The sequence below is a fragment of the Thauera sp. DNT-1 genome (assembly GCF_055393985.1).
In genome coordinates, this window is the sequence record NZ_AP043752.1 from 3,746,481 (window position 1) to 3,767,665 (window position 21,185).

Genomic DNA, 21,185 nt, shown 5'->3' on the forward strand with positions numbered 1-21,185 from the left:
GCTTCAGCCGGCGAGGATCTCGCGCAGGGCCGCCACCAGAATCGCGCACTGCGCGTCGGTGCCGACGGTGATGCGCATGAACTGGTCGATGCGCGCCGCCTTGAAGTGGCGCACGATGATCGCGCGCCTGCGCAGTTCGGCGGTGAGTTCGGCGCCGTCGCGCGTCGGGTGGCGGGCGAAGATGAAGTTCGCCGCCGAGGGCAGCACCTCGAAGCCGAGCGCCTGCAGGTCGGCGACCAGCCGCGCGCGCGTCTCGATCACCTGGGCGCAGCTGGCGCGGAAGTAGTCCTCGTCCTCCACCGAGGCCACCGCGCCGGCGATCGCGAGGCGGTCGAGCGGGTAGGAGTTGAAGCTGTTCTTGACCCGCTCCAGCGCCTCGATCAGCGCCGCGTCGCCCACCGCGTAGCCCACGCGCAGGCCCGCCAGCGCGCGGCTCTTGGAGAAGGTGCGCGTGACCAGCAGGTTGGGGTGGCGATCCACCAGCGCGATCGCGCTGTCGCCGCCAAAGTCCACGTAGGCCTCGTCGACCAGCACCACGGCCTCGGGGTTGGCGGCGACGATGCGCTCGACCTCGGCGAGCGCGAGCAGCCGTCCGGTGGGTGCGTTCGGGTTGGGGAAGATGATCGCGCCGGCGCGCTCGTCGCCGCGCGGCAGGTAATCTTCCACGCGGATCGAGAAGTCCTCGGCCAGCGGCACGATGCGCGGCTGGATGTCGTACAGCCCGCAATACACCGGATAGAAGCTGTAGGTGATGTCCGGGAACCACAGCGCGCGCTCGTGCTTGAGCAGCGCCATGAAGGCGTGCGCGAGCACCTCGTCGGAGCCGTTGCCGACGAAGATCTGCTCCGGGCGCACGCCGTGATGGCGGGCGAGCGCGGCCTTGAGCGCGTCGGCGTTGGGGTCGGGGTAGAGGCGCAGGCCGTCGCCGGTGGCGGCGCGGATGGCCTCCAGCACCTTCGGCGAGGGGCCGCAGGGGTGTTCGTTGGTGTTGAGCTTGACGAGGTTGTCGAGCTTGGGCTGCTCGCCCGGCACGTAGGGGGTCAGGCCGTGGACGACGGCGCTCCAGAAGCGGCTCATGCGGGTGTCTGCGGTTGGGGTGGAACGGAGGCTTGGACGCGCACAACGCACCTTGCGGCGCATCGCGGCGAGTTCGCTGCGCGATGTTATCATGACGGGCAGACAACCCATTTTGGCCGGTAGCTCCCATGCGGCAAGCAGAAGTCACGCGCAACACCCTCGAAACCAAGATCACCGTGCGCATCGACCTCGATGGCAGCGGGCAGGGCCGGCTCGACACCGGCGTGCCCTTCTTCGACCACATGCTCGACCAGATCGTCCGCCACGGCCTGTTCGACCTCGACATCCACTGCGAGGGCGATACCCACATCGACGACCACCACACCGTAGAGGACGTCGGCATCACGCTCGGGCAGGCCTTCGCCAAGGCGCTCGGCGACAAGAAAGGGCTGCGCCGCTACGGCCATGCCTACGTGCCGCTCGACGAGGCGCTGTCGCGCGTGGTGGTCGATTTCTCCGGCCGCCCGGGGCTGCACTACTTCGTGAATTACACCCGCGCCCGCATCGGCAACTTCGACGTGGATCTGGCGCGCGAGTTCTTCCAGGGCTTCGTCAATCACGCCGGCGTCACGGTGCACATCGACAACCTGCGCGGCGACAACGCCCACCATCAGTGCGAGACCGTGTTCAAGGCCTTCGCCCGCGCGCTGCGCATGGCGGCCGAGCACGACGAGCGCGCCGCCGGGACCATCCCCTCGACCAAGGGCGCGCTCTGATTCCTCCCTTCCCGCGGTCGCGTCGCGCGGCCGCCATCCTGTCGAAAAGCGAGTCAAGCCGATGACCAGCGTGGCCATCATCGATTACGGCATGGGCAACCTGCGCTCGGTCGCCAAGGCGATCGAACACGTGGCGCCCGGTCACGAGGTCTTCGTCACCTCCGACCCGGCGCGTGTCGCCGCCGCCGAGCGGGTCGTGTTTCCGGGGCAGGGCGCGATGCCCGACTGCATGCGCGAACTCGACGCGCGCGGCCTGCGACCTGCGGTACGCGCCGCGGCGGCCGAAAAACCCTTCCTCGGCATCTGCATCGGCCAGCAGATGCTGTTCCAGCGCAGCGCCGAGGGCGACGTGCCGGGCTTGGGCATCCTGTCCGGGGAGGTCGTGCGCTTTCCCGAGACCGGCATGTTCGCGGCCGACGGCAGCCGGCTCAAGGTGCCACACATGGGCTGGAACGAAGTACGTCAGTGCGGACCGCACCCGATGTGGGACGGCATCCCCGACGGCGAGCGCTTCTACTTCGTGCACAGCTACTTCGTGGTGCCTGCGGAGGCCTCGCTGACTGCGGCCGAGACCGACTATGGCGTTCGCTTTACCAGTGCGGTAGCGCGGGCTAATATCTTCGCGGCTCAGTTCCACCCCGAGAAGAGCGCCGCGGCCGGCCTGCGCCTGCTCGCCAATTTCATCCGCTGGCAGCCCTGAGCGGCCGGTGATTCCCTCTACGTTTCTCCACTGCTGATCCCGGTATGCTGCTCATTCCCGCCATCGACCTCAAGGACGGTCAATGTGTTCGCCTGAAACAGGGCGAGATGGACGACGCCACGGTGTTCTCCTCCGATCCGGGCGCCATGGCGCGCCACTGGCTCGAGGCCGGCGCGCGCCGCCTGCACCTGGTGGACCTCAACGGTGCCTTTGCCGGCAAGCCGAAGAACGGCGCCGCGATCCGTTCGATCACCGACGTCGTCGGTGACGACATCCCGGTCCAGCTCGGCGGTGGCATCCGCGACCTCGACACGATCGAGCATTACCTCGACAACGGCATCAGCTACGTCATCATCGGCACCGCCGCGGTCAAGAACCCCGGCTTCCTGCACGACGCCTGCAGCGCCTTTCCCGGCCACATCATCGTCGGCCTCGACGCCAAGGACGGCAAGGTGGCGGTGGACGGATGGTCCAAGCTCACCGGCCACGACGTGGTCGATCTGGCGAGGAAGTTCGAGGACTACGGCGTGGAGTCGGTGATCTACACCGACATCGGCCGCGACGGCATGCTTTCGGGCGTCAATATCGAGGCCACCGTGCGTCTGGCGCGCGCGCTGCGCATCCCGGTCATCGCCAGCGGCGGCATCACCGACCTGCGCGATATCGACGCGCTGTGCGCGGTCGAGGACGAGGGCATCATGGGCGCGATCACCGGGCGCGCGATCTACGAGGGCACGCTCGACTTCGCCGCCGCGCAGGCGCGCGCGGACGAGCTCGAGGGCGCGCGCGAATGAGCTTCTCCCGCAGGGGCAGCCGATGCTAGCCAAGCGCATCATTCCCTGCCTGGACGTGAAGTCCGGGCGCGTGGTCAAGGGGGTCAATTTCGTCGAGTTGCGCGACGCCGGCGATCCGGTCGAGATCGCCCGCCGCTACGACGAGCAGGGCGCCGACGAGATCACCTTCCTCGACATCACCGCGAGCTCCGACGACCGCGACATCATCCTGCACGTGGTCGAGCAGGTCGCCGAGCAGGTCTTCATCCCGCTCACCGTCGGTGGTGGTGTGCGCGTGGTCGAGGACGTGCGCCGGCTGCTCAACGCCGGCGCCGACAAGGTCAGCATGAACACCGCGGCGGTGAACAACCCGCAGCTGGTCTTCGAGGCCGCGAGCAAGGTCGGCAGCCAGTGCATCGTGGTGGCGATCGACGCCAAGCAGACCGCGCCCGGCAAGTGGGAGGTGTTCACCCACGGCGGGCGCAACAACACCGGGCTGGACGCCATCGAGTGGGCGCGCAAGGTCGAGTCGCTGGGGGCGGGCGAGATCCTGCTCACCAGCATGGACCGCGACGGCACCAAGAGCGGCTTCGACCTCGCGCTCACGCGCGCGGTGTCGGATGCGGTGCGCATCCCGGTGATCGCCAGCGGTGGCGTCGGCACGCTCGAGCATCTCGCCGAGGGGGTCTCCGAAGGCCGCGCCGACGCGGTGCTGGCGGCGAGCATCTTCCATTTCGGACAGCACACCGTGCGCGAGGCCAAGGAGTTGATGCGCGCGCGCGGCATCGAGGTACGCTTGTGAGCACGAGCACGCGCTGGTTGAACGAAATCAAGTGGGACGAGCACGGCCTGGTGCCGGTCATCGCGCAGGAAGCCGCCACCGGCGACGTGCTGATGTTCGCCTGGATGAACCGCGAGGCGCTGCAGCGCACGGCCGAGACCGGCGAAGCCATCTACTGGTCGCGTTCGCGGCGCAAGCTGTGGCACAAGGGCGAGGAGTCCGGCCACGTGCAGAAGGTGCTGGACATGCGCATCGACTGCGACAACGACGTGGTCCTGCTCAGGATCGAGCAGGTGGGCGGGATCGCCTGCCACACCGGACGTCACAGCTGCTTCTTCCAGAAGTATTTTGCCGATGGCCGCTGGGAGGCCGTCGAGCCGGTTTTGAAAGACCCGCAGGAGATCTACAAATGATCGATATCGAAGTGCTGCACCGCGTGTCCGAGACCCTCGCCGCGCGCAAGAAGGCCGATCCGGATTCTTCCTACGTCTCCAGCCTGTACCAGAAGGGCACCGACACGATCTGCAAGAAGGTCGCCGAGGAGGCCGCCGAGACCATCATGGCGGCCAAGGACAAGGACATGCTGCACCTGGTGTGGGAAGTGACCGACCTCTGGTTCCACTCCATGGTGCTGCTCGCCCACCACGGGCTGTCCGTGGACGACGTGCTCGCCGAGTTCCGTCGCCGCGAGGGCGTGTCGGGCATCGACGAGAAGAAGTCGCGCACCGCGGAAGGTTCGCGCGCATGAGCGACTGCGTCTTCTGCCGCATCGTGCGCGGCGAGATTCCGTCGAAAAAGGTCTACGAGGACGAGCACGTCTTCGCCTTCCACGACATCCATCCCGCCGCACCCGTGCATGTGCTGGTGGTGCCCAAGGTGCACGTCGACTCGATGGCGCACCTCGACGGGGAACACGAGGCGGCGATGGGGCGTCTGATGGTTGCGGCGGGCAGGATCGCCCGCGAGCAGGGCTGTACCGACGGCTTCCGCACCATCGTCAATACCGGAAGGGTCGGCCTGCAGGAGGTGTATCATCTGCACCTGCACATTCTGGGCGGGCCCGATCCCCTGCCGCCCATGTTGAAGCGTTAAGGAGAGCGGTATGGGTTCTTTCAGCATCTGGCACTGGCTGATCGTGCTGGTCATCGTCCTTCTGGTGTTCGGCACCAAGAAGCTGCGCAACATCGGTTCCGACCTCGGTGGTGCGGTGAAGGGCTTCAAGGAAGGCATGAAGGAGGGTGATTCGGCCGGAGCGGGCGACGCCTCCCAGCAGAAGCTCGCCCAGGGCCAGACGATCGAGGGCGAGGCGCGCGAGAAGGTCGACCAGAACCGGTCCTGAGCCTCGCGTCTCGAACCAGCATCGGGGGCGCCCTGACCGGAGCGCCCCTTCGTTTTACGGCGGGCCGGTGGCGGCCCCTGTCTCGAGCGAGCACACATGTTCGATTTCGGCTTTTCGGAACTCGTGGTGATCGGCATCGTGATGCTGATCGTGGTCGGGCCGGAGCGCCTGCCCAAGGTCGCGCGCACCGCCGGGCACCTGCTCGGGCGCGTGCAACGCTACGTCTCCGACGTCAAGTCCGACATCCAGCGCGAGATGCAGCTCGAGGAACTCAAGAAGCTGCAGGAACAGGTGCGGCACCAGGCGCAGGAACTCGAGACCTCGGTGCGCACCGGTGTCGCCGGGGTCGAGTCGGGAATCGGCGAGACGGTCGCCGAGGTGCGCTCCATCCTCCCCGAGTCGCCTGCCTCCGCGTCGGGCACCGCGGCGCCCGCGCCGGCCGGCGCTCCGACGCCCGTCGCGAATCCGGCGGCAGCGCCCGCGCCGGCCGGAGCGGATGCGACGCCCGCCCGTCCCGCCCCGCAACTCGAGCTTGGGCTGGATAGCACGCCCCGCACCGCGCCTGGAGCTGACAAGGTCAAGGCATGAGCGAACAACAGGAAACCTTCATCGCCCACCTGATCGAGCTGCGCGACCGCCTGATCCGCGCGCTGCTCGCGATCGTGATCGTCTTCGTCTGCCTGATGCCGTGGGCGGGCGCGATCTACGACATCCTCGCCAAGCCGATGATGGACACGCTGCCTGCGGGTACCAACATGATCGCCACCGGCGTGGTGACGCCCTTCTTCGTCCCGGTCAAGGTGACGATGATGGTCGCCTTCGTGTTCGCGCTGCCCTGGGTGCTCTACCAGGCCTGGGCCTTCATCGCGCCCGGGCTGTACGCGCACGAGAAGCGCCTCGCCCTGCCGCTGGTGCTCGGCAGCACGCTGCTTTTCCTGCTCGGCATGGCCTTCTGCTATTTCTTCGTGTTCGGCACGGTGTTCAAGTTCATCGCCGAATTCGCTCCCAAGAGCATCGTCCCGGCGCCGGACATCGAGCAGTACCTGTCCTTCGTGATGTCGATGTTCATCGCCTTCGGCATCACCTTCGAGGTGCCGGTGGCGGTGATCCTGATGGTCAAGGCCGGCATCGTCGATGTCGCCAAGCTGCGCGAGTCGCGCCCTTACGTGATCGTCGGCGCCTTTGTGGTCGCCGCCATCGTCACCCCGCCGGATGTGGTCTCGCAGTTCATGCTGGCCGTGCCGATGTGCCTGCTCTACGAGCTTGGCATCGTGCTCGCGGGCATGCTGTCCAGGCCTTCCCCTCAGCAGGAGGCCGCCGGCGAGACGGTACAGCAGCTCGCCGGGCCGGCTGCTGCGGATGGCGAGGGCGAGCCCCGCTGAGTGCCGCGGGCCGCGTCGGTCGGTGCCTCAGCGCGCGGCGGGCGGGATCGGGCGGCGGCCCACTTCCACCTCGAGGTCGAGCGCCTCGGCGCCGCGCCGCACCCTGAACACCGCACGCTTGCCGGGTGAGAGCGCCGCGACCATGTCGAGCATCGCGCGCGGGTCGCGCACGCTCTCGCCGTCGAGCGCGACCAGGACGTCGCCCGGACGCACGCCCGCCCGATCTGCCGGGCTGCCGCGCAGTACGCCGGCGATGAGCGCGCCGCCGGCGTCGCGATAGCCGAACGAGGCGGCCAGTTCGGGTGTGAGGTCCTGGATCTCCACGCCCACCCAGCCGCGCACGACCTCGCCGGTGGCGACGATCTGCTCGAGCACGTCGCGCGCGATCGAGACCGGGATTGCGAAGCCGATGCCGAGCGAACCGCCCGAGCGCGAGTAGATCGCCGTGTTGATGCCGACCAGGCTGCCCGCGCTGTCGACCAGCGCGCCACCCGAGTTGCCCGGGTTGATCGCGGCGTCGGTCTGGATGTAGTTCTCGAAGGTGTTGATGCCGAGCTGGCTGCGACCGAGCGCCGAGACGATGCCCATGGTGACCGTCTGGCCGACGCCGAAGGGGTTGCCGATCGCCAGCACCACGTCGCCCACCGCGAGGCTGTCGGCGGCCGGGAAGGTGATCGCCGGAAGCGCCTCGGCGCCGTCGATGCGCAGCACCGCGAGGTCGGTCTCGGGGTCGCGCCCGACCAGGCGGGCGGCGAACTTGCGGCCGTCGTTGAGCGCGACCTCGATCGCGTCGGCGGTCTCAATGACGTGGTTGTTGGTGAGTACGTAGCCGTCGGGGCTGACGATGACGCCCGAGCCGAGGCCGGATTCGCTCGGTGCGCTGTCCGGGCGCTCCCCGAAGAAGTGGCGGAACAGCGGGTCGTCGAGCAGCGGGTGGCGCTGGCCGCGACCGCCCTTGCTGGTGAAGATGTGCACTACCGCCGGCATCGAACGCTGTGCAGCCGGGGCGTAGGAGCCTGCCGCCGGCGAACGCTCGCTGCCCGCAGGTGCCTCGAGGATCGCCACCACCGCCGCGGGCGTGGCCTTGCGCAGCCATTCCGGCTTGAGGGTGTTGAGCACGAACAGCACGGCGACGCTGACGGTCACCGCCTGCGCGAAGATGAGCCACAAGCGGCGCATAATGTCGGGCTTCAAAGAAGAGGGGGTCGCGCCCGGCCGGCCGGAGCGTTCTCCGGTCGAGGAGCCACGCGCGAAGCAAGGATGAAGGAGGACGCATGCAGCTCACCGAACTCGGGGGTCATCTCGACACCCTGCTCGACGCTTCACGGCTGAAGGATTATTGCCCAAACGGCCTGCAAGTGGAAGGACGCGCGGAGGTCCGGCGCGTGCTGTGCGGAGTGACTGCCAGCCAGGCCCTGCTCGACCTTGCAGCAACGGGGGCGTATGACGCCGTCTTCGTTCACCATGGCTTGTTCTGGAAGGGCGACGACGGTCGCGTGACCGGCTTCCGGCGTCGGCGCCTGCATACCCTGCTCGCCAACGACATCAGCCTGTTCGCCTACCATCTGCCGCTCGACGTGCATCCGGAGCTCGGCAACAACGCGCAACTCGCGCGCCTGATGGGCTGGCAGGGGACGGCGCGCTTCGCCGACCAGGAGCTGGGCTGGATCGGCCGGCCGGCGCGGGAGGGCGAGCGTGCTGACGAGATCGCGCGCGCGCTTGCCCTGCGGCTCGGGCGCGAGCCGCTGCTGGTCGGTGACGGCGAGCGTCCGGTGCGCCGGATCGCCTGGTGCACCGGCGGTGCGCAGGGCTTTTTCGAGCAGGCGATCCTGGCCGGGGCCGAGCTCTACGTGTCGGGCGAGATCTCCGAGCCCACGGTCCATCTGGCGCGCGAGTCGGGTGTGCCCTACATCGCCGCCGGCCACCACGCCACCGAGCGCTACGGCGCACGCGCCATGGCGCACTACCTGAACGAGGTGCTCGGGCTGGAGGCGAGCTTCGTCGACCTCGATAACCCGGTCTAGCGCCGGGGGGGCTCGTCCGCGGCCGGCGGGCAGGGGCCCAAGTCTTCCTCGAGGATGGCGGTGAGGGTGAGGATCTCGTCGATCACCGAGAACGGGAAGCCGGCGCGGGTGCCGTTGCGGTTGTCGCGCAGCAGCTGCTGCAGGTGGCGCTGGCAGGCGGCGGTGCGCCATGTCTTCTGCAGGGCCTCGCAGATGTGCGGCAGGTCCTCCAGGCTCATCTTCGACGCCCGCAGCGCGTCGTAGCTCTGCCAGTTGACCGTGGTGACGTTGAAGGTCTTGTTGAGCTCCCCGGCGATCGCGTTGAACTCGTCGCGCAGGCCCGCTGCCCGGTAGACCTCGAGCAGCTTGAGCCAGGGCGAGACCGCTTCGCGCGGATTGCCGCGGATGAACTCGGCGAGCGTCTCGGCTGCGCCGCGGACGCGGCCGAAGCTCATCATGATGTCGGCGAGCTCGACCGCGGACTTGTGCTCCTGGATGGTCTCGGTTGCCGTCCCCGCCGGCCACTCGAGGCGAGTGTCGACGGTGCCGACGCCGAAGCCTAAGCCGGTCTCTTCGGCCCGCGCGCGGCCCTTGCGGGACTCCGCGCTGCCGAGCGTTGTTGCGGTGGCGGTGTCCGTCGGCCGACTGGACGGCGCTGCCGGCGTCGGACGCCGCGAGCGGCGCAACAGCGCGACGAGGGCCAAGGCGGCAAACCCGAGTCCGCCGAACAGGTAGGCGTCGCGGCCCCAGGCGTTCTCGGCCGCGAGCGCAGGGCGCTTTTCGGCGGGGGTGACCGGCTCGGTCCGCGGCGGAGGCGAGGCGGGGACTGCGACGGCCGGGGCGGTTGCGACGGCGGGGACGGCCTGCATCCTGAGCAGGCGCTCCTTCAGCCCGGCCTGGATTTCCTCGAGCTCCTTGATGCGGGCGAGCAGCTCCATCTCGGCGATGATGCTGCGGTCGATCGCCGCGGCAAGCGCGCGCTCGCGCTCCGCGTGATTGCGCGGGGGGGCGTCGCCATGCGCCGCCGTGGTCCCGCCCGTGCTCCGCGTGGCGACGGTCTTGTCCACGACGAGCCGGTCGGGTCCCTGGGCGACAACCGGTGCCGGTGCCGCTTCGGACTGCGGCGCGGCGGGGCGCAGGTCGGGCAGGCGCAGCGCCGTGCCTGCGGGCAGGACGCGGGTGAGTGCGGCGGCGTCGGCGAACAGCTTCGGGTTTGCCGCGGCGGTCGCCTCGATGAAGCGCGCCTGCGCGGCGGGGTCGTCCGGGTACAGCGACGACGCCAGGGTGACGAGCGATTCGTCGCCGCTCGTGCCGAGGGTGCGCGCGCGTGGTTTCGGCGCCGCCTTCGCCTGCGCGGGCGGTGCCGTGCGCGGTGTCCGCGCGGGCGCGCGGGCGGCCGGGGGTGGCGCGGCGGCTGCCACCGCAGCCGCCGGCAGGCGGGCGCCGGGTGCGAAGGGCATCAGCAGCGTGTACTCGCGCCGCAGGCGCGCCTCGCACACGTTCTCGATCGCCAGCTTCAGCACCGGCTCGTTGACGCGGGCGGCGTCCCGCACCACCAGGCGCGCTTCGGCACCGCTGCCGCTGACGGCGATACGGCCCTGGCGCAAGGCCGGAAACTCTCCACCGGAGAGGGGGGCGACGCGAAAGCATTCGGCATCGGCAGGTTTTCCGTCCGGCAGGCGGATCTCCGCGCGGAAGCTCTCCCCCATCGCGGAGAGTGCGGCGACCTCGCCGAGCGCCACCGCCGCCGCGGGAGGGGCGGTGCCGAGCGAGGCGAGGGCGATTGCGACTGCGATTGCGAGCGGCATGCTGTTGTTGTTCATATTCCGCGCGTCCGGCGGTGGATCGAATGATTGCCGAGTTTTAGCAGACTCGCCGTAGGCATTCCAGCGACTCGTGCCGCAATGCGACCGTGTTTTGTTGCAGGTGTGACGTATTCAGCGTTCCCGGATGCTTCCGCCACACGGCAGCCGGCACGGTGCGGGATGCGGGTGGAGCGGGCCCGGTGCGGCTGCCGGCGCATGGCTGTGCACCGCGCAAAACCAGTTATAATTATGGGGTCTTGCGACCGCGGCGTGCGCGCCCGGTCCGCGGGTCGGGTCGGGGGGTCCCGATTCCAGTGCGGCGGGCGACGGTCGAGGGAGACGGCGCCGGTCGTGGAGCGATCGCTCCGAAGCATGCCATCAACCTGTCCGCGGCGGCGGCTGCCGTCGCGGCTTCGATCGAAGGGCAACCATGAAAATTCATGAGTATCAGGCAAAAGAACTGTTGAGGAAGTACGGCGTCGTCACGCCGCGCGGTTTCCACTGCGTATCGGTGGACGCTGCCGTGAAGGCGGCCGAGGAACTCGGCGGCAAGATCTGGGTGGTCAAGGCCCAGATCCACGCCGGCGGCCGCGGCAAGGGCGGCGGCGTCAAGCTCGCCCGCTCGCTCGACGAAGTGCGCCAGCACGCCAACGACATCCTCGGCATGCAGCTCGTGACCCACCAGACCGGCCCCGAAGGCCAAAAGGTGCGCAACCTGCTGATCGAGGAAGGCGCCGACATCAAGCACGAATACTACGTCGCGGCGCTGACCGATCGTGCCACCCAGACGGTCGCCATGATGGCCTCCTCCGAAGGCGGCATGGACATCGAGGAAGTCGCCCACAACACCCCCGAGAAGATCATCAAGGTCTTCGTCGATCCGCTCGTCGGTCTCACCGACGCGCAGGCCACCGAGCTTGCCAAGGGCATCGGCGTGCCCGAAGGCTCGGTCGCCAAGGCGGTCGACGCCTTCAAGAAGCTCTACACCTGCTACATGGAGACCGATGCCTCGCTGGCGGAAATCAACCCGCTGATCCTCGAGGGCAACGGCAACATCAAGGCGCTCGACGCGAAGTTCAACTTCGACTCCAACGCCCTCTACCGTCACCCGGAGATCGTCGATTTCCGCGACTTCGACGAAGAGGATGCCGACGAGATCGAAGCCTCCAAGTACGACCTCGCCTACATCAGCCTCGACGGCAACATCGGCTGCCTGGTGAACGGCGCCGGCCTGGCGATGGCCACCATGGACACGATCAAGCTGTTCGGCGCCGAGCCGGCCAACTTCCTCGACGTCGGCGGCGGCGCGACCACCGAGAAGGTCACCGAAGCTTTCAAGATCATGCTCAAGAACCCCCAGGTCAAGGGCATCCTGGTCAACATCTTCGGCGGCATCATGCGCTGCGACACCATCGCCACCGGCGTGGTCGCCGCGGCCCGCGAAGTGAACCTCTCCGTCCCCCTCGTGGTGCGCATGAAGGGCACCAACGAAGACCTCGGCAAGAAGATCCTCGCCGATTCGGGCCTGCCGATCATCGCCGCCGACACGATGGCGGAAGCCGCGACCAAGATCGTCGCTGCGGTCAAGTAAGGAGCACTTCGAATGTCCATCCTGATCAACAAAGACACCAAGGTCATCACCCAGGGGATTACCGGCAAGACCGGCCAGTTCCACACCGAGAAGTGCATCGAGTACGCCAACGGCAAGAACTGCTTCGTCGCCGGCGTGAACCCGAAGAAGGCCGGCGAGAAGATCCTCGACGTGCCGATCTACGGCTCGGTCAAGGATGCCAAGGACGCCACCGGCGCCACCGTCTCGGTGATCTACGTGCCGCCCGCCGGCGCGGCCGCCGCGATCTGGGAGGCCTGCGAGGCCGACCTCGACCTGGCGATCTGCATCACCGAGGGCATCCCGGTCCGCGACATGCTGGTCGTGCGCAACAGGATGAAGCAGAAGGTCGCCGCCGGCGGCAAGGAAACCCTGCTGCTCGGTCCCAACTGCCCCGGCCTGATCACGCCCGACGAGATCAAGATCGGCATCATGCCCGGCCACATCCACCGCAAGGGCCGCATCGGCGTGGTCTCGCGCTCCGGCACGCTGACTTATGAAGCCGTCGCCCAGCTCACCGAGATCGGCCTCGGTCAGTCCTCGGCGGTCGGCATCGGCGGCGACCCGATCAACGGCCTCAAGCACATCGACGTGATGCGCATGTTCAACGACGATCCGGACACCGACGCGGTGATCATGATCGGCGAGATCGGCGGTCCGGACGAAGCCGAAGCCGCGCAGTGGTGCAAGGCCAACATGAAGAAGCCGATCGTCGGCTTCATCGCCGGCGTCACCGCGCCGGCCGGCAAGCGCATGGGCCACGCCGGCGCGCTGATCTCCGGCGGCGCCGGCACCGCCGACGCCAAGCTCGCCATCATGGAAGAGTGCGGCTTCAAGGTCACGCGCAACCCGTCCGAGATGGGCAAGCTGCTCAAGGCGATGCTGTAAGCCGTCCCCCGGGGCATGGCAAGGGGCGCCGGATTTTCCGGCGCCCTTTTTTGTTAACCGGCGCGGTGCGCGCGCTAGAATGGGCGGAGGATTCCTCGCAGGCGGCGCAGGCGCGCCGGCCGTTCCACTTACAGACGGGTATGGGCATGCCGAAGTTGGTTCTCAGCATGGACGGGCTGGTGCTCAAGGAAATGGCGCTCGTCAAGGAGCGCACCACCATCGGGCGCAAGCCGGACAACGACATCCAGATCGATAATCTCGCGATCAGCGGCCATCACGCGGTGATCACCTGCATCACCAACGACGCCTTCCTCGAGGACCAGAACAGCACCAACGGCACCTACCTCAACGGCCAGCCGGTCAAGAAGAACGTGCTGCGCAACAACGACGTCATCGAGCTCGGCAAGTACCGCATCAAGTACATCGTGGACGATGCCAAGCCCGGGCTGGCGCCGTCCGAGATGATCGAGACCGCGGCCTACAAGGCCTTCGAGATGCCGCGCGCCACGACCGAGACGGTGCTTCCGCCGGGGGCGCCGGCGCCGAGCGACACGCAGATCCTCTCCGCCGCCGCGCGCCAGGCCGGCACCGCGGCCGCGGCCGCCACCGCCGCCTCCGCGGCGGGCGAGGGGCAGGGTGTGATCCAGGTGCTCAGTGGCGCCAACGCCGGGCGCGAGCTGCCGCTCACCAAGTCGCTCACCACGCTCGGCAAGCCGGGGCGCCAGGTCGCGGTGATCACGCGCCGCCCGCACGGCTACTTCATCACCCACGTCGAGGGGGCGAGTTTTCCGCTCGTCAACGGCAGGGCGATCGACGCCCAGGCGCGTCCCCTGCGCGACCACGACATCATCGAGATCGCGGGCGTCAAGATGGAGTTCTTCCTGCGCGCCTGAGGGGCCGGGGAGGGCGTGACATTCTCCCGCGCGGCCGGCGCGCGGTCGGTGCTAAGGTTTCGCATGGGTTTGCACGGTGGCCTCCGGCCGCCGCGGACGCGGATGACGGAGGCCATGAAGCTCAAGGTGCTGGGGTGCAGCGGCGGAATCGGCGGGGCGCAACCGCGCACCACCTCGTTCCTGCTCGACGACGACATCCTGATCGACTGCGGGACGGGCGTCGGCGACCTGACGCTGGACGAGCTGGCGCGGATCGACCACGTCTTCCTCACCCATGCGCACCTCGACCACATCGCCGCGCTGCCGCTGATGATCGACTCGGTGGGCGAACTGCGCCAGGCGCCGGTGCAGGTGCATGCGACGCCCGAGACCATCCGCATCCTGCACTCGCACATCTTCAACTGGCTGGTGTGGCCCGATTTTTCCGCGATTCCCGACCACCACCAGCCCTTCATGCGCTTCCATCCGATCCACGTCGGCGAGCGCCGCGATTGCGGCGGGCGCGGCATCACCGCGCTGCCTGCCCGCCATACCGTCCCCGCGGTGGCCTACCGGCTCGACAGTGCGCACGGGCAGCTGGTGTTTTCCGGAGATACCGCCTACTGTCCCGAGCTGATCGAGGCGATCAACGACTGTCCGCAACTGCGCCACCTCATCCTCGAGACCGCCTTCGCCGAGGAACAGCACGGGCTCGCCGTGGCTTCGCGCCACCTCTGCCCGAGCATGGCGCGCGCGGTGCTCGACGAGATCCGCGGCACGCCCGAGATCCACATCAGCCACCTCAAGCCGGGCGTCGGGCAGCGCATCATCGACCAGCTCGGGGCCTGCGCGCCCGGACGACCGCTGCGCGCACTCGGTCGCGGCGACCTCCTGGAGTTCTGATGCGGGTACCGGGCGCGGCGCGGAATCCGCTACCTTGCATGCCACCGCTCGCCCCCGGGCGTCTCCATCCCGAGGAATCCTCATGAACACCTCCGTGTCCAGCGCCGTCACGCACCGTCTCGCCTTCTTCAAGGGCTTGCAGACGCTGACCAACCGCATCCATGCGAGCAAGGACACCGACGAGATCATGCTCGAGCTCGCGCCCGAGCTGTGCTCGCTGTTCGAGGCCGAGCGCTTCACCATCTACGCGCTGGAGGAGGGCGGGGCCTCGATCGTCACCCGGGTCAAGACCGGGCTGAGCGGGGTGCAGAGCATCCGCCTGCCGATCGGCGAGAACAGCATCGCCGGCTTCGTCGCGCTCAGCGGCCAACTGGTCAATATCCGCGACGTGTACGACGACGAGGAGCTGCGCCGCATCTCGCCGCACCTCGCGCTGCGCCGCGAGGTCGACGCCAGCACCGGCTTCCACTCGCGCCAGATGCTGGTCGCGCCCATCCGCGATCCCGACACCGGCAGCCTGCTCGGGGTCGTGCAGCTCATCAACACGCTCAACCGCGAACCCTTCTCCAAGATGACCGAGGAGGGGCTGATGGGGCTCGCACAGACGCTCGGCGTCGCCTTCCTGCGCCACAACCGCCAGGCCGGGCGCCTGCGTTCGCGCTTCGAGGCGCTGGTGGTCGATGGCCGCATCACCGCCGAGGAGTTCGCCGACGCCACCCGCGAGGCGCGCGAGAGCGGGGCGGGCACCGAGAACCTGCTGATCGAGCAGCTCGGCCTCAGCCACGCCGAACTCGGCGCAGCGGCCTCGCGCTATTTCGGCGTGCCCTATCAGCCCTTCGTCGCCAACCACGTCAAGCCGATGGACCTGCTGCGCAACATCAAGCGCGAGTTCGTCGAGCGCAGCCTGTGGCTGCCCTGGGAGGAGAACCCCGAGGGCGTGGTGATCCTGTGCGTCGACCCCGAGCAGGTGCGCAGCTCGGGCGTGGCGCAGAACGTGCTGCCGAAGAAGCGGCTGACCTACCGCGTCACCACCCAGCGCGACTTCGAGCTGACGGTCGAGCAGTTCTTCGGTGTGACCCTGGACGACGCCTCGGTCTCGGACCTGCTGTCCGGTCTCGACGATCACGAGGAGGACGCCCTCTCGCTCCGGGACGAGGTCAACGCCGCCGCCGACAACGAGCTCGTCAAGCTGGTCAACAAGATCATCATCGACGCCTATCGCCAGGGCGCCTCCGACATCCACATCGAGCCCCGCCCGGGCAAGGAGAAGACCCAGATCCGCTTCCGCAAGGACGGCTCGCTGGTGCCCTACATCGAGATCCCGGCAAGCTACCGCAACCCGCTCGTCACCCGCATCAAGATCATGTGCGACCTCGACATCTCCGAGCGCCGCAAGCCGCAGGACGGCAAGATCCGCTTCCGCAAGTTCGCCCCGGTCGACCTGGAGCTGCGCGTGGCCACGCTGCCCACCCAGGGCGGCATGGAGGACGTGGTGATGCGCCTGCTCGCGCACAGCGAGCCGATCCCGATCGACCAGCTCGGCCTGCTGCCCTTCAATCTCGAGCGCCTCAAGAGCGCGATCGCCAAGCCCTACGGCATCTTCTTCGTGTGCGGCCCCACCGGCTCGGGCAAGACCACCACGCTGCACTCCATCCTGAGCTACATCAACACCCCGGATACCAAGATCTGGACGGTCGAGGACCCGGTCGAGATCACCCAGAAGGGCCTGCGCCAGGTGCAGGTCAACCGCAAGGCCGGCATCGACTTCGCCACCATGATGCGCGCCTTCCTGCGCGCCGACCCGGACGTGATCATGGTCGGCGAGATGCGCGACCACGAGACCGTCTCGGTCGGCATCGAGGCCTCGCTGACCGGCCACCTGGTGTTCTCGACCCTGCACACCAACAGCGCGCCCGAATCGGTCGTGCGCCTGCTCGACATGGGCATGGACCCGTTCAACTTCGCCGACGCGCTGCTCGGCGTGCTCGCCCAGCGCCTGGCCAAGCGCCTGTGCCTGAAGTGCCGGGTACCCTACCGCGTCGGCGAGGACGAGCTCGCCAGCCTGCTCGACGAATATTGCGAGGACATGCACCTGACCCCGGACTTCGCCGCCGACCCGAAGACCGCCCGCGAGCGCGTGCTGGGGCGCTGGCGCGAGGCCTTCGGCGACAAGGACGGCGGCTTCAGGCTCTACCGCGCGGTCGGCTGCGAGCACTGCAACCAGGGCTACAAGGGGCGGGTAGGCCTGCACGAGCTGATGCTCGGCTCCGACGCGATCAAGCGCCAGATCCAGTCGCGCGGCCGCGTCGACCAGATCCTCGGCCAGGCGCTCGCCGAAGGCATGCGCACGCTGCGCCAGGACGGCATCGAGAAGGTGCTCGCCGGCATCACCGACATGAAGCAGGTGCGCAAGGTCTGCGTGCGCTGAGCGCGGCAGGGGCGGCCGATCGGCGGGGCGCGGGTTAGAATCCGCGCTGCCACCCGCACCGGAGCCCACCATGTACCGCATCGCCCCCAGCCTGCTGTCCGCCGACTTCGCCCGCCTCGGCGAGGAGGTCCGCGACGTCATCGCCGCCGGCGCCGACTGGATTCACTTCGACGTGATGGACAACCACTACGTCCCCAACCTCACCATCGGCCCGCTGGTGTGCGAGGCCATCCGCCCGCACACCTCGGCGCCGATCGACGTGCACCTGATGGTGAAGCCGGTCGATCGCATCGTGCCCGACTTCGCCAAGGCCGGCGCCAACGTCATCACCTTCCACCCCGAGGCCTCCGAGCACGTCGACCGCACGCTCGGGCTGATCCGCGACGCCGGCTGTCAGGCCGGCCTGGTGTTCAACCCGGCCACACCGCTCGACTGGATGGACCACGTCATGGACAAGCTCGACGTGGTGCTGCTGATGAGCGTCAACCCCGGCTTCGGCGGGCAGAAGTTCATCCCCGAGACCCTCAACAAGCTGCGCGCCGCGCGTGCCAGGCTGGACGCCTACGAGGCGCGCAGCGGTCGCCGCATCCTGCTCGAGATCGACGGCGGGGTGAAGACCGACAACATCGCCGCGATTGCCCGCGCCGGAGCCGACACCTTCGTCGCCGGCTCCGCGGTATTCGGTGCCGCGAAGGCCGCCGATCCGCACCGCTACGACTCGATCCTGGGTGCGCTGCGCGCCGAGCTCGCCGCGGTGCAGGCATGAGGATGGACGCGCGCTTCGCGCCGCGCGCGGTGCTGTTCGACCTCGACGGCACCCTGCTCGACACCATCGCCGACCTCGCCGACGCCGCCAACCTCATGCTCGCCGAGCTCGCCCGCCCGGCGCGCAGCCTGGAGGAGATCCACAGCTTCGTCGGCAAGGGCATTCCCAACCTGGTGCGGCGCTGCCTCACCGAGGGCACGCACGCCGATGAGGACGAGATCGACTCCGCCGTGGCCGTGTTCCGCCGCCACTATGCTGTGGTCAACGGCGCGCGCACGCGCATCTACCCCGGGGTCGGCGAACTGCTCGAGCGCCTGCGCGGACACGGGCTGCCGCTGGCGGTGGTCACCAACAAGGCCGAGGCCTTCACGCTGCCGTTGCTCGAGCGCATGGCGATTGCGCACTATTTCGACGCCGTGGTCAGCGGCGACACCTTGCCGGTCAAGAAACCCGACCCGGCGATGCTGCACCTGGCCTGCGCGCGCCTCGGCGTGGCCGCCCGGCAGGCGCTGATGGTCGGCGACTCGGCCAACGACGCCTTCGCCGCGCGCGACGCGGGCATGCCGGTGCTGCTGGTGCGTTACGGCTACAGCGAAGGCATGCCGGTGGACAGCATCGAATGCGATGGGCTACTATCGAACGCACTCGAAGTGCTGGACCATATCGGTCCTGCATAGGCGCAAACCGGCGGCAGGGGCGGCGCAATCCCTCGCAATCCCGCTGCGGGCTCGCAAGGTCCAGTGGCTGCGCCGGCGCCCTTTCATCCGCCCTCGTCCGTCTCTCCACCAACGACTTCATCGTGATGCTCGCACCCCGGGATCGCCTGTTCTCCGCCTCGTCCTCCGCCCAGCCCGACTGGCGCGGCGGCTGGCGTTGGCCTTTGGGCCACTGAACGCGACCTCCCCCTGCGGGGCCCGCCGCGCACGCTGCGCGACGCCTTCCCCGCCCGCTGCAAGCCCTTCCGATCGATCCGTCCCACGTGGAGCCCCCATGCTCGAACACGAATTCAACGCCCTCGCCGCCGAGGGCTACAACCGCATCCCGCTCACCCTCGAGACCTTCGCCGACCTCGACACCCCGCTCTCCATCTACCTGAAGCTCGCCAACGAGCCCTACACCTACCTGCTCGAATCGGTGCAGGGCGGCGAGCGCTTCGGGCGCTATTCCTTCATCGGCCTGTCCTCGCCCACCCGCATCGAGGTCTATGGCCGCTCCGCCCTGCTGCTCACCGGCAACCGCCTGGTCGAGCGTCGCGACTACGGCGACCCGCTCAACTTCGTCGCCGAGTTCATGAACCGCATCAAGGTGCCGCCGCGCCAGCACCTGCCGCGCTTCGCCGGCGGTCTGGTGGGCTGTTTCGGCTACGACACCGTGCGCTACATCGAGCCGCGCCTGGCCAAGACCGAGAAAGCCGACACCGTCGGCACGCCCGACATCCTGCTGCTGCTGTCGGAAGAGGTCGCGATCGTCGACAACCTCAGTGGCAAGCTCACCCTCGTCGTCTATGCCGAGCCCGAGGTGCCGGGCGCGTACAAGCGCGCGCAGAGGCGCCTGCGCGAGCTCCTCGCCCGCCTGCGCGAGGCGGTGGCGATCCCCGAGGAGTTCCGCGGCGAGTCCGCCGAGCCGGTGTCGAGCTTCGGCGAGGAAGCCTTCAAGGACGCGGTGCGCCGCGCCAAGCAGTACATCGTCGACGGCGACCTCATGCAGGTCGTGCTGTCGCAGCGCATGAGCAAGCCCTACGCCGCCAGCCCGATGGCGCTGTACCGCGCGATCCGCTCGCTCAACCCCTCGCCCTACCTGTTCTACTTCAACCTCGAGGACTTCCACGTCGTCGGCGCCTCGCCCGAGATCCTCACCCGGCTCGAGGACGACGTCGTCACCGTGCGTCCGATCGCCGGCACCCGCAAGCGCGGCGCCACCCCGGCCGAGGACCTTGCGCTCGAACAGGAACTGCTCGCCGATCAGAAGGAGATCGCCGAGCACGTGCAACTGCTCGACCTCGGCCGCAACGACGCCGGCCGCGTCTCCGAGGTCGGCACGGTCAGGGTCACCGAGCGCTTCACCGTCGAGCGCTACTCGCACGTGATGCACATCGTCTCCAACGTCGAGGGCAAGCTGCGCGAGGGCCTCGACGCGCTCGCCGTGCTGCGCGCCACCTTCCCCGCGGGCACCGTGTCGGGCGCGCCCAAGGTGCGCGCGATGGAGATCATCGACGAGCTCGAGCCGGTCAAGCGTGGCATCTACGCCGGCGCGGTGGGCTACCTCGGCTTCCATGGCGACATGGACCTGGCGATCGCGATCCGTACCGCGGTGGTGAAGGACGGCCAGATCCACGTCCAGGCCGGCGCCGGCATCGTCGCCGACTCCGACCCCGACGCCGAGTGGAACGAGACCCAGAGCAAGGCGCGCGCGATGCTGCGCGCCGCCGAGATGGCCGAAGGCGGACTCGACACCCGCTTCTGAGCGCGGCGCCTGCGCCGTTCTCCGTCCACCACGCCTCGATACTGGCGATGCCCGCGCGGCGCGCGGCTTCGCGAAGGGAAAGACCATGCTGCTGATGATCGACAACTACGACAGCTTCACCTACAACCTCGTGCAGTACTTCGGCGAACTCGGCGCCAAGGTCAAGGTGTACCGCAACGACGAGATCACCCTCGAGCAGATCGGCCGCCTCGCGCCCGAACATCTCGTCATCTCGCCCGGGCCGTGCTCCCCGGCCCAGGCCGGCATCTCGGTGGCGGCGATCAAGGCCTTCGCCGGCAAGCTCCCCATCCTGGGCGTCTGCCTCGGCCACCAGAGCATCGGCGAGGCCTTCGGCGGGCGCGTCGTGCACGCGAAGCGCCTCATGCACGGCAAGACCTCGCCGGTGCATCACATCGACCAGGGCGTCTTCCGCGGCCTGCCCAACCCGCTCACCTGCACGCGCTACCATTCGCTGGCGATCGAACGCGCCAGCCTGCCCGATTGTCTGGAAGTGACGGCGTGGACCGAGGACGGCGAGATCATGGGCGTGCGCCACAGGACGCTCGACGTCGAGGGCGTGCAGTTCCACCCCGAGTCCATCCTCACCGAGTGCGGCCACGCGCTGCTGAAGAACTTCCTCGACCGCGGCGCCAGCCAGCCGGCGGCCGCCTGAAACGAAC

At 68.6% G+C, this 21,185-nt stretch carries 23 protein-coding genes; 20 read left to right on the top strand and 3 right to left on the bottom strand.

Annotated elements, in window-relative coordinates; genetic code table 11:
- Positions 1–3: 3 nt before the first annotated feature.
- On the bottom strand, positions 4–1,077 hold the full coding sequence (gene hisC, locus ACZ5PP_RS17300; protein WP_004307348.1) for a histidinol-phosphate transaminase: 1,074 nt from the start codon (positions 1,075–1,077) through the stop codon (positions 4–6).
- 128 nt (positions 1,078–1,205) lie between these two features.
- Between hisC and hisB the strand changes: the two genes are divergently transcribed.
- The 10 genes from hisB (at position 1,206) to tatC (ending at position 6,768) form a co-directional block, all read left to right on the top strand.
- Complete coding sequence (gene hisB, locus ACZ5PP_RS17305; protein WP_004307346.1) at positions 1,206–1,793, top strand: imidazoleglycerol-phosphate dehydratase HisB; 588 nt, start codon at positions 1,206–1,208, stop codon at positions 1,791–1,793.
- Between the two features lie 61 nt (positions 1,794–1,854).
- Entirely contained in the window at positions 1,855–2,493 is a 639-nt protein-coding gene (gene hisH, locus ACZ5PP_RS17310; RefSeq protein ID WP_004307344.1) for an imidazole glycerol phosphate synthase subunit HisH, read from the top strand.
- A 44-nt stretch (positions 2,494–2,537) separates the two neighbouring features.
- Positions 2,538–3,287: a 1-(5-phosphoribosyl)-5-[(5-phosphoribosylamino)methylideneamino]imidazole-4-carboxamide isomerase gene (gene hisA / locus ACZ5PP_RS17315; protein WP_004307342.1), complete on the top strand. Its 750-nt coding sequence runs from the start codon at positions 2,538–2,540 to the stop codon at positions 3,285–3,287.
- 22 nt (positions 3,288–3,309) lie between these two features.
- Positions 3,310–4,068 (top strand): imidazole glycerol phosphate synthase subunit HisF, encoded by a 759-nt coding sequence (gene hisF, locus ACZ5PP_RS17320; RefSeq protein WP_004307340.1) that lies wholly within the window; start codon positions 3,310–3,312, stop codon positions 4,066–4,068.
- Positions 4,065–4,460, top strand: coding sequence for a phosphoribosyl-AMP cyclohydrolase (gene hisI, locus ACZ5PP_RS17325; protein ID WP_004307338.1), 396 nt, complete (start codon positions 4,065–4,067; stop codon positions 4,458–4,460). The genes hisF and hisI overlap by 4 nt, the downstream gene beginning before the upstream one ends.
- On the top strand, positions 4,457–4,795 hold the full coding sequence (locus tag ACZ5PP_RS17330; protein ID WP_004307336.1) for a phosphoribosyl-ATP diphosphatase: 339 nt from the start codon (positions 4,457–4,459) through the stop codon (positions 4,793–4,795). Before hisI ends, ACZ5PP_RS17330 begins: the two co-directional genes overlap by 4 nt.
- Positions 4,792–5,139, top strand: a complete 348-nt coding sequence (locus ACZ5PP_RS17335) for a histidine triad nucleotide-binding protein (protein ID WP_004307334.1) — start codon at positions 4,792–4,794, stop codon at positions 5,137–5,139. The genes ACZ5PP_RS17330 and ACZ5PP_RS17335 overlap by 4 nt, the downstream gene beginning before the upstream one ends.
- Before the next feature lie 10 nt (positions 5,140–5,149).
- Complete coding sequence (gene tatA / locus ACZ5PP_RS17340; RefSeq protein ID WP_004307332.1) at positions 5,150–5,386, top strand: Sec-independent protein translocase subunit TatA; 237 nt, start codon at positions 5,150–5,152, stop codon at positions 5,384–5,386.
- A 96-nt stretch (positions 5,387–5,482) separates the two neighbouring features.
- Positions 5,483–5,974, top strand: a complete 492-nt coding sequence (gene tatB, locus ACZ5PP_RS17345) for a Sec-independent protein translocase protein TatB (RefSeq protein WP_012584705.1) — start codon at positions 5,483–5,485, stop codon at positions 5,972–5,974.
- Positions 5,971–6,768 carry a twin-arginine translocase subunit TatC gene (tatC, locus tag ACZ5PP_RS17350; RefSeq protein WP_004326515.1) on the top strand — a complete coding sequence of 266 codons (798 nt, stop codon included), beginning with the start codon at positions 5,971–5,973 and terminating at the stop codon, positions 6,766–6,768. The genes tatB and tatC overlap by 4 nt, the downstream gene beginning before the upstream one ends.
- Positions 6,769–6,795: 27 nt before the next feature.
- On the opposite strand, the gene ACZ5PP_RS17355 is transcribed toward tatC, so the two are convergent.
- Entirely contained in the window at positions 6,796–7,947 is a 1,152-nt protein-coding gene (locus ACZ5PP_RS17355; RefSeq protein ID WP_004326517.1) for a trypsin-like peptidase domain-containing protein, read from the bottom strand.
- A gap of 95 nt (positions 7,948–8,042) precedes the next feature.
- Here ACZ5PP_RS17355 and ACZ5PP_RS17360 point away from each other — a divergent pair, with 95 nt between their 5' ends.
- Positions 8,043–8,792 (top strand): Nif3-like dinuclear metal center hexameric protein, encoded by a 750-nt coding sequence (locus ACZ5PP_RS17360; RefSeq protein ID WP_004326518.1) that lies wholly within the window; start codon positions 8,043–8,045, stop codon positions 8,790–8,792.
- Here the strand turns inward: ACZ5PP_RS17360 and ACZ5PP_RS17365 are convergent.
- A complete protein-coding gene (locus ACZ5PP_RS17365; RefSeq protein WP_043744346.1) occupies positions 8,789–10,594 on the bottom strand; it encodes a type IV pilus assembly protein FimV in 1,806 nt (601 codons plus the stop codon). The two genes, ACZ5PP_RS17360 and ACZ5PP_RS17365, sit on opposite strands and share 4 nt — an antisense overlap.
- A gap of 412 nt (positions 10,595–11,006) precedes the next feature.
- On the opposite strand from ACZ5PP_RS17365, the gene sucC reads away from it, so the two are divergent.
- From sucC to ACZ5PP_RS17410, 9 genes are all read left to right on the top strand, one after another.
- Positions 11,007–12,167 carry an ADP-forming succinate--CoA ligase subunit beta gene (gene sucC, locus ACZ5PP_RS17370; protein WP_004327114.1) on the top strand — a complete coding sequence of 387 codons (1,161 nt, stop codon included), beginning with the start codon at positions 11,007–11,009 and terminating at the stop codon, positions 12,165–12,167.
- Between the two features lie 12 nt (positions 12,168–12,179).
- A complete protein-coding gene (sucD, locus tag ACZ5PP_RS17375; RefSeq protein WP_464826373.1) occupies positions 12,180–13,073 on the top strand; it encodes a succinate--CoA ligase subunit alpha in 894 nt (297 codons plus the stop codon).
- A 146-nt stretch (positions 13,074–13,219) separates the two neighbouring features.
- Positions 13,220–13,966: an FHA domain-containing protein gene (locus tag ACZ5PP_RS17380; protein WP_041589783.1), complete on the top strand. Its 747-nt coding sequence runs from the start codon at positions 13,220–13,222 to the stop codon at positions 13,964–13,966.
- A gap of 114 nt (positions 13,967–14,080) precedes the next feature.
- A complete protein-coding gene (locus ACZ5PP_RS17385; RefSeq protein WP_004322784.1) occupies positions 14,081–14,848 on the top strand; it encodes a 3',5'-cyclic-nucleotide phosphodiesterase in 768 nt (255 codons plus the stop codon).
- An 82-nt stretch (positions 14,849–14,930) separates the two neighbouring features.
- Complete coding sequence (locus ACZ5PP_RS17390) at positions 14,931–17,276, top strand: GspE/PulE family protein (protein WP_004322783.1); 2,346 nt, start codon at positions 14,931–14,933, stop codon at positions 17,274–17,276.
- A gap of 70 nt (positions 17,277–17,346) precedes the next feature.
- A complete protein-coding gene (gene rpe, locus ACZ5PP_RS17395) occupies positions 17,347–18,042 on the top strand; it encodes a ribulose-phosphate 3-epimerase (RefSeq protein WP_004322782.1) in 696 nt (231 codons plus the stop codon).
- Positions 18,039–18,719: a phosphoglycolate phosphatase gene (locus ACZ5PP_RS17400; RefSeq protein ID WP_040829465.1), complete on the top strand. Its 681-nt coding sequence runs from the start codon at positions 18,039–18,041 to the stop codon at positions 18,717–18,719. Before rpe ends, ACZ5PP_RS17400 begins: the two co-directional genes overlap by 4 nt.
- Positions 18,720–19,032: 313 nt before the next feature.
- On the top strand, positions 19,033–20,505 hold the full coding sequence (gene trpE, locus ACZ5PP_RS17405; protein WP_004322780.1) for an anthranilate synthase component I: 1,473 nt from the start codon (positions 19,033–19,035) through the stop codon (positions 20,503–20,505).
- Between the two features lie 85 nt (positions 20,506–20,590).
- Complete coding sequence (locus tag ACZ5PP_RS17410) at positions 20,591–21,178, top strand: aminodeoxychorismate/anthranilate synthase component II (RefSeq protein ID WP_004322779.1); 588 nt, start codon at positions 20,591–20,593, stop codon at positions 21,176–21,178.
- The last annotated feature ends 7 nt before the right edge of the window (positions 21,179–21,185 follow it).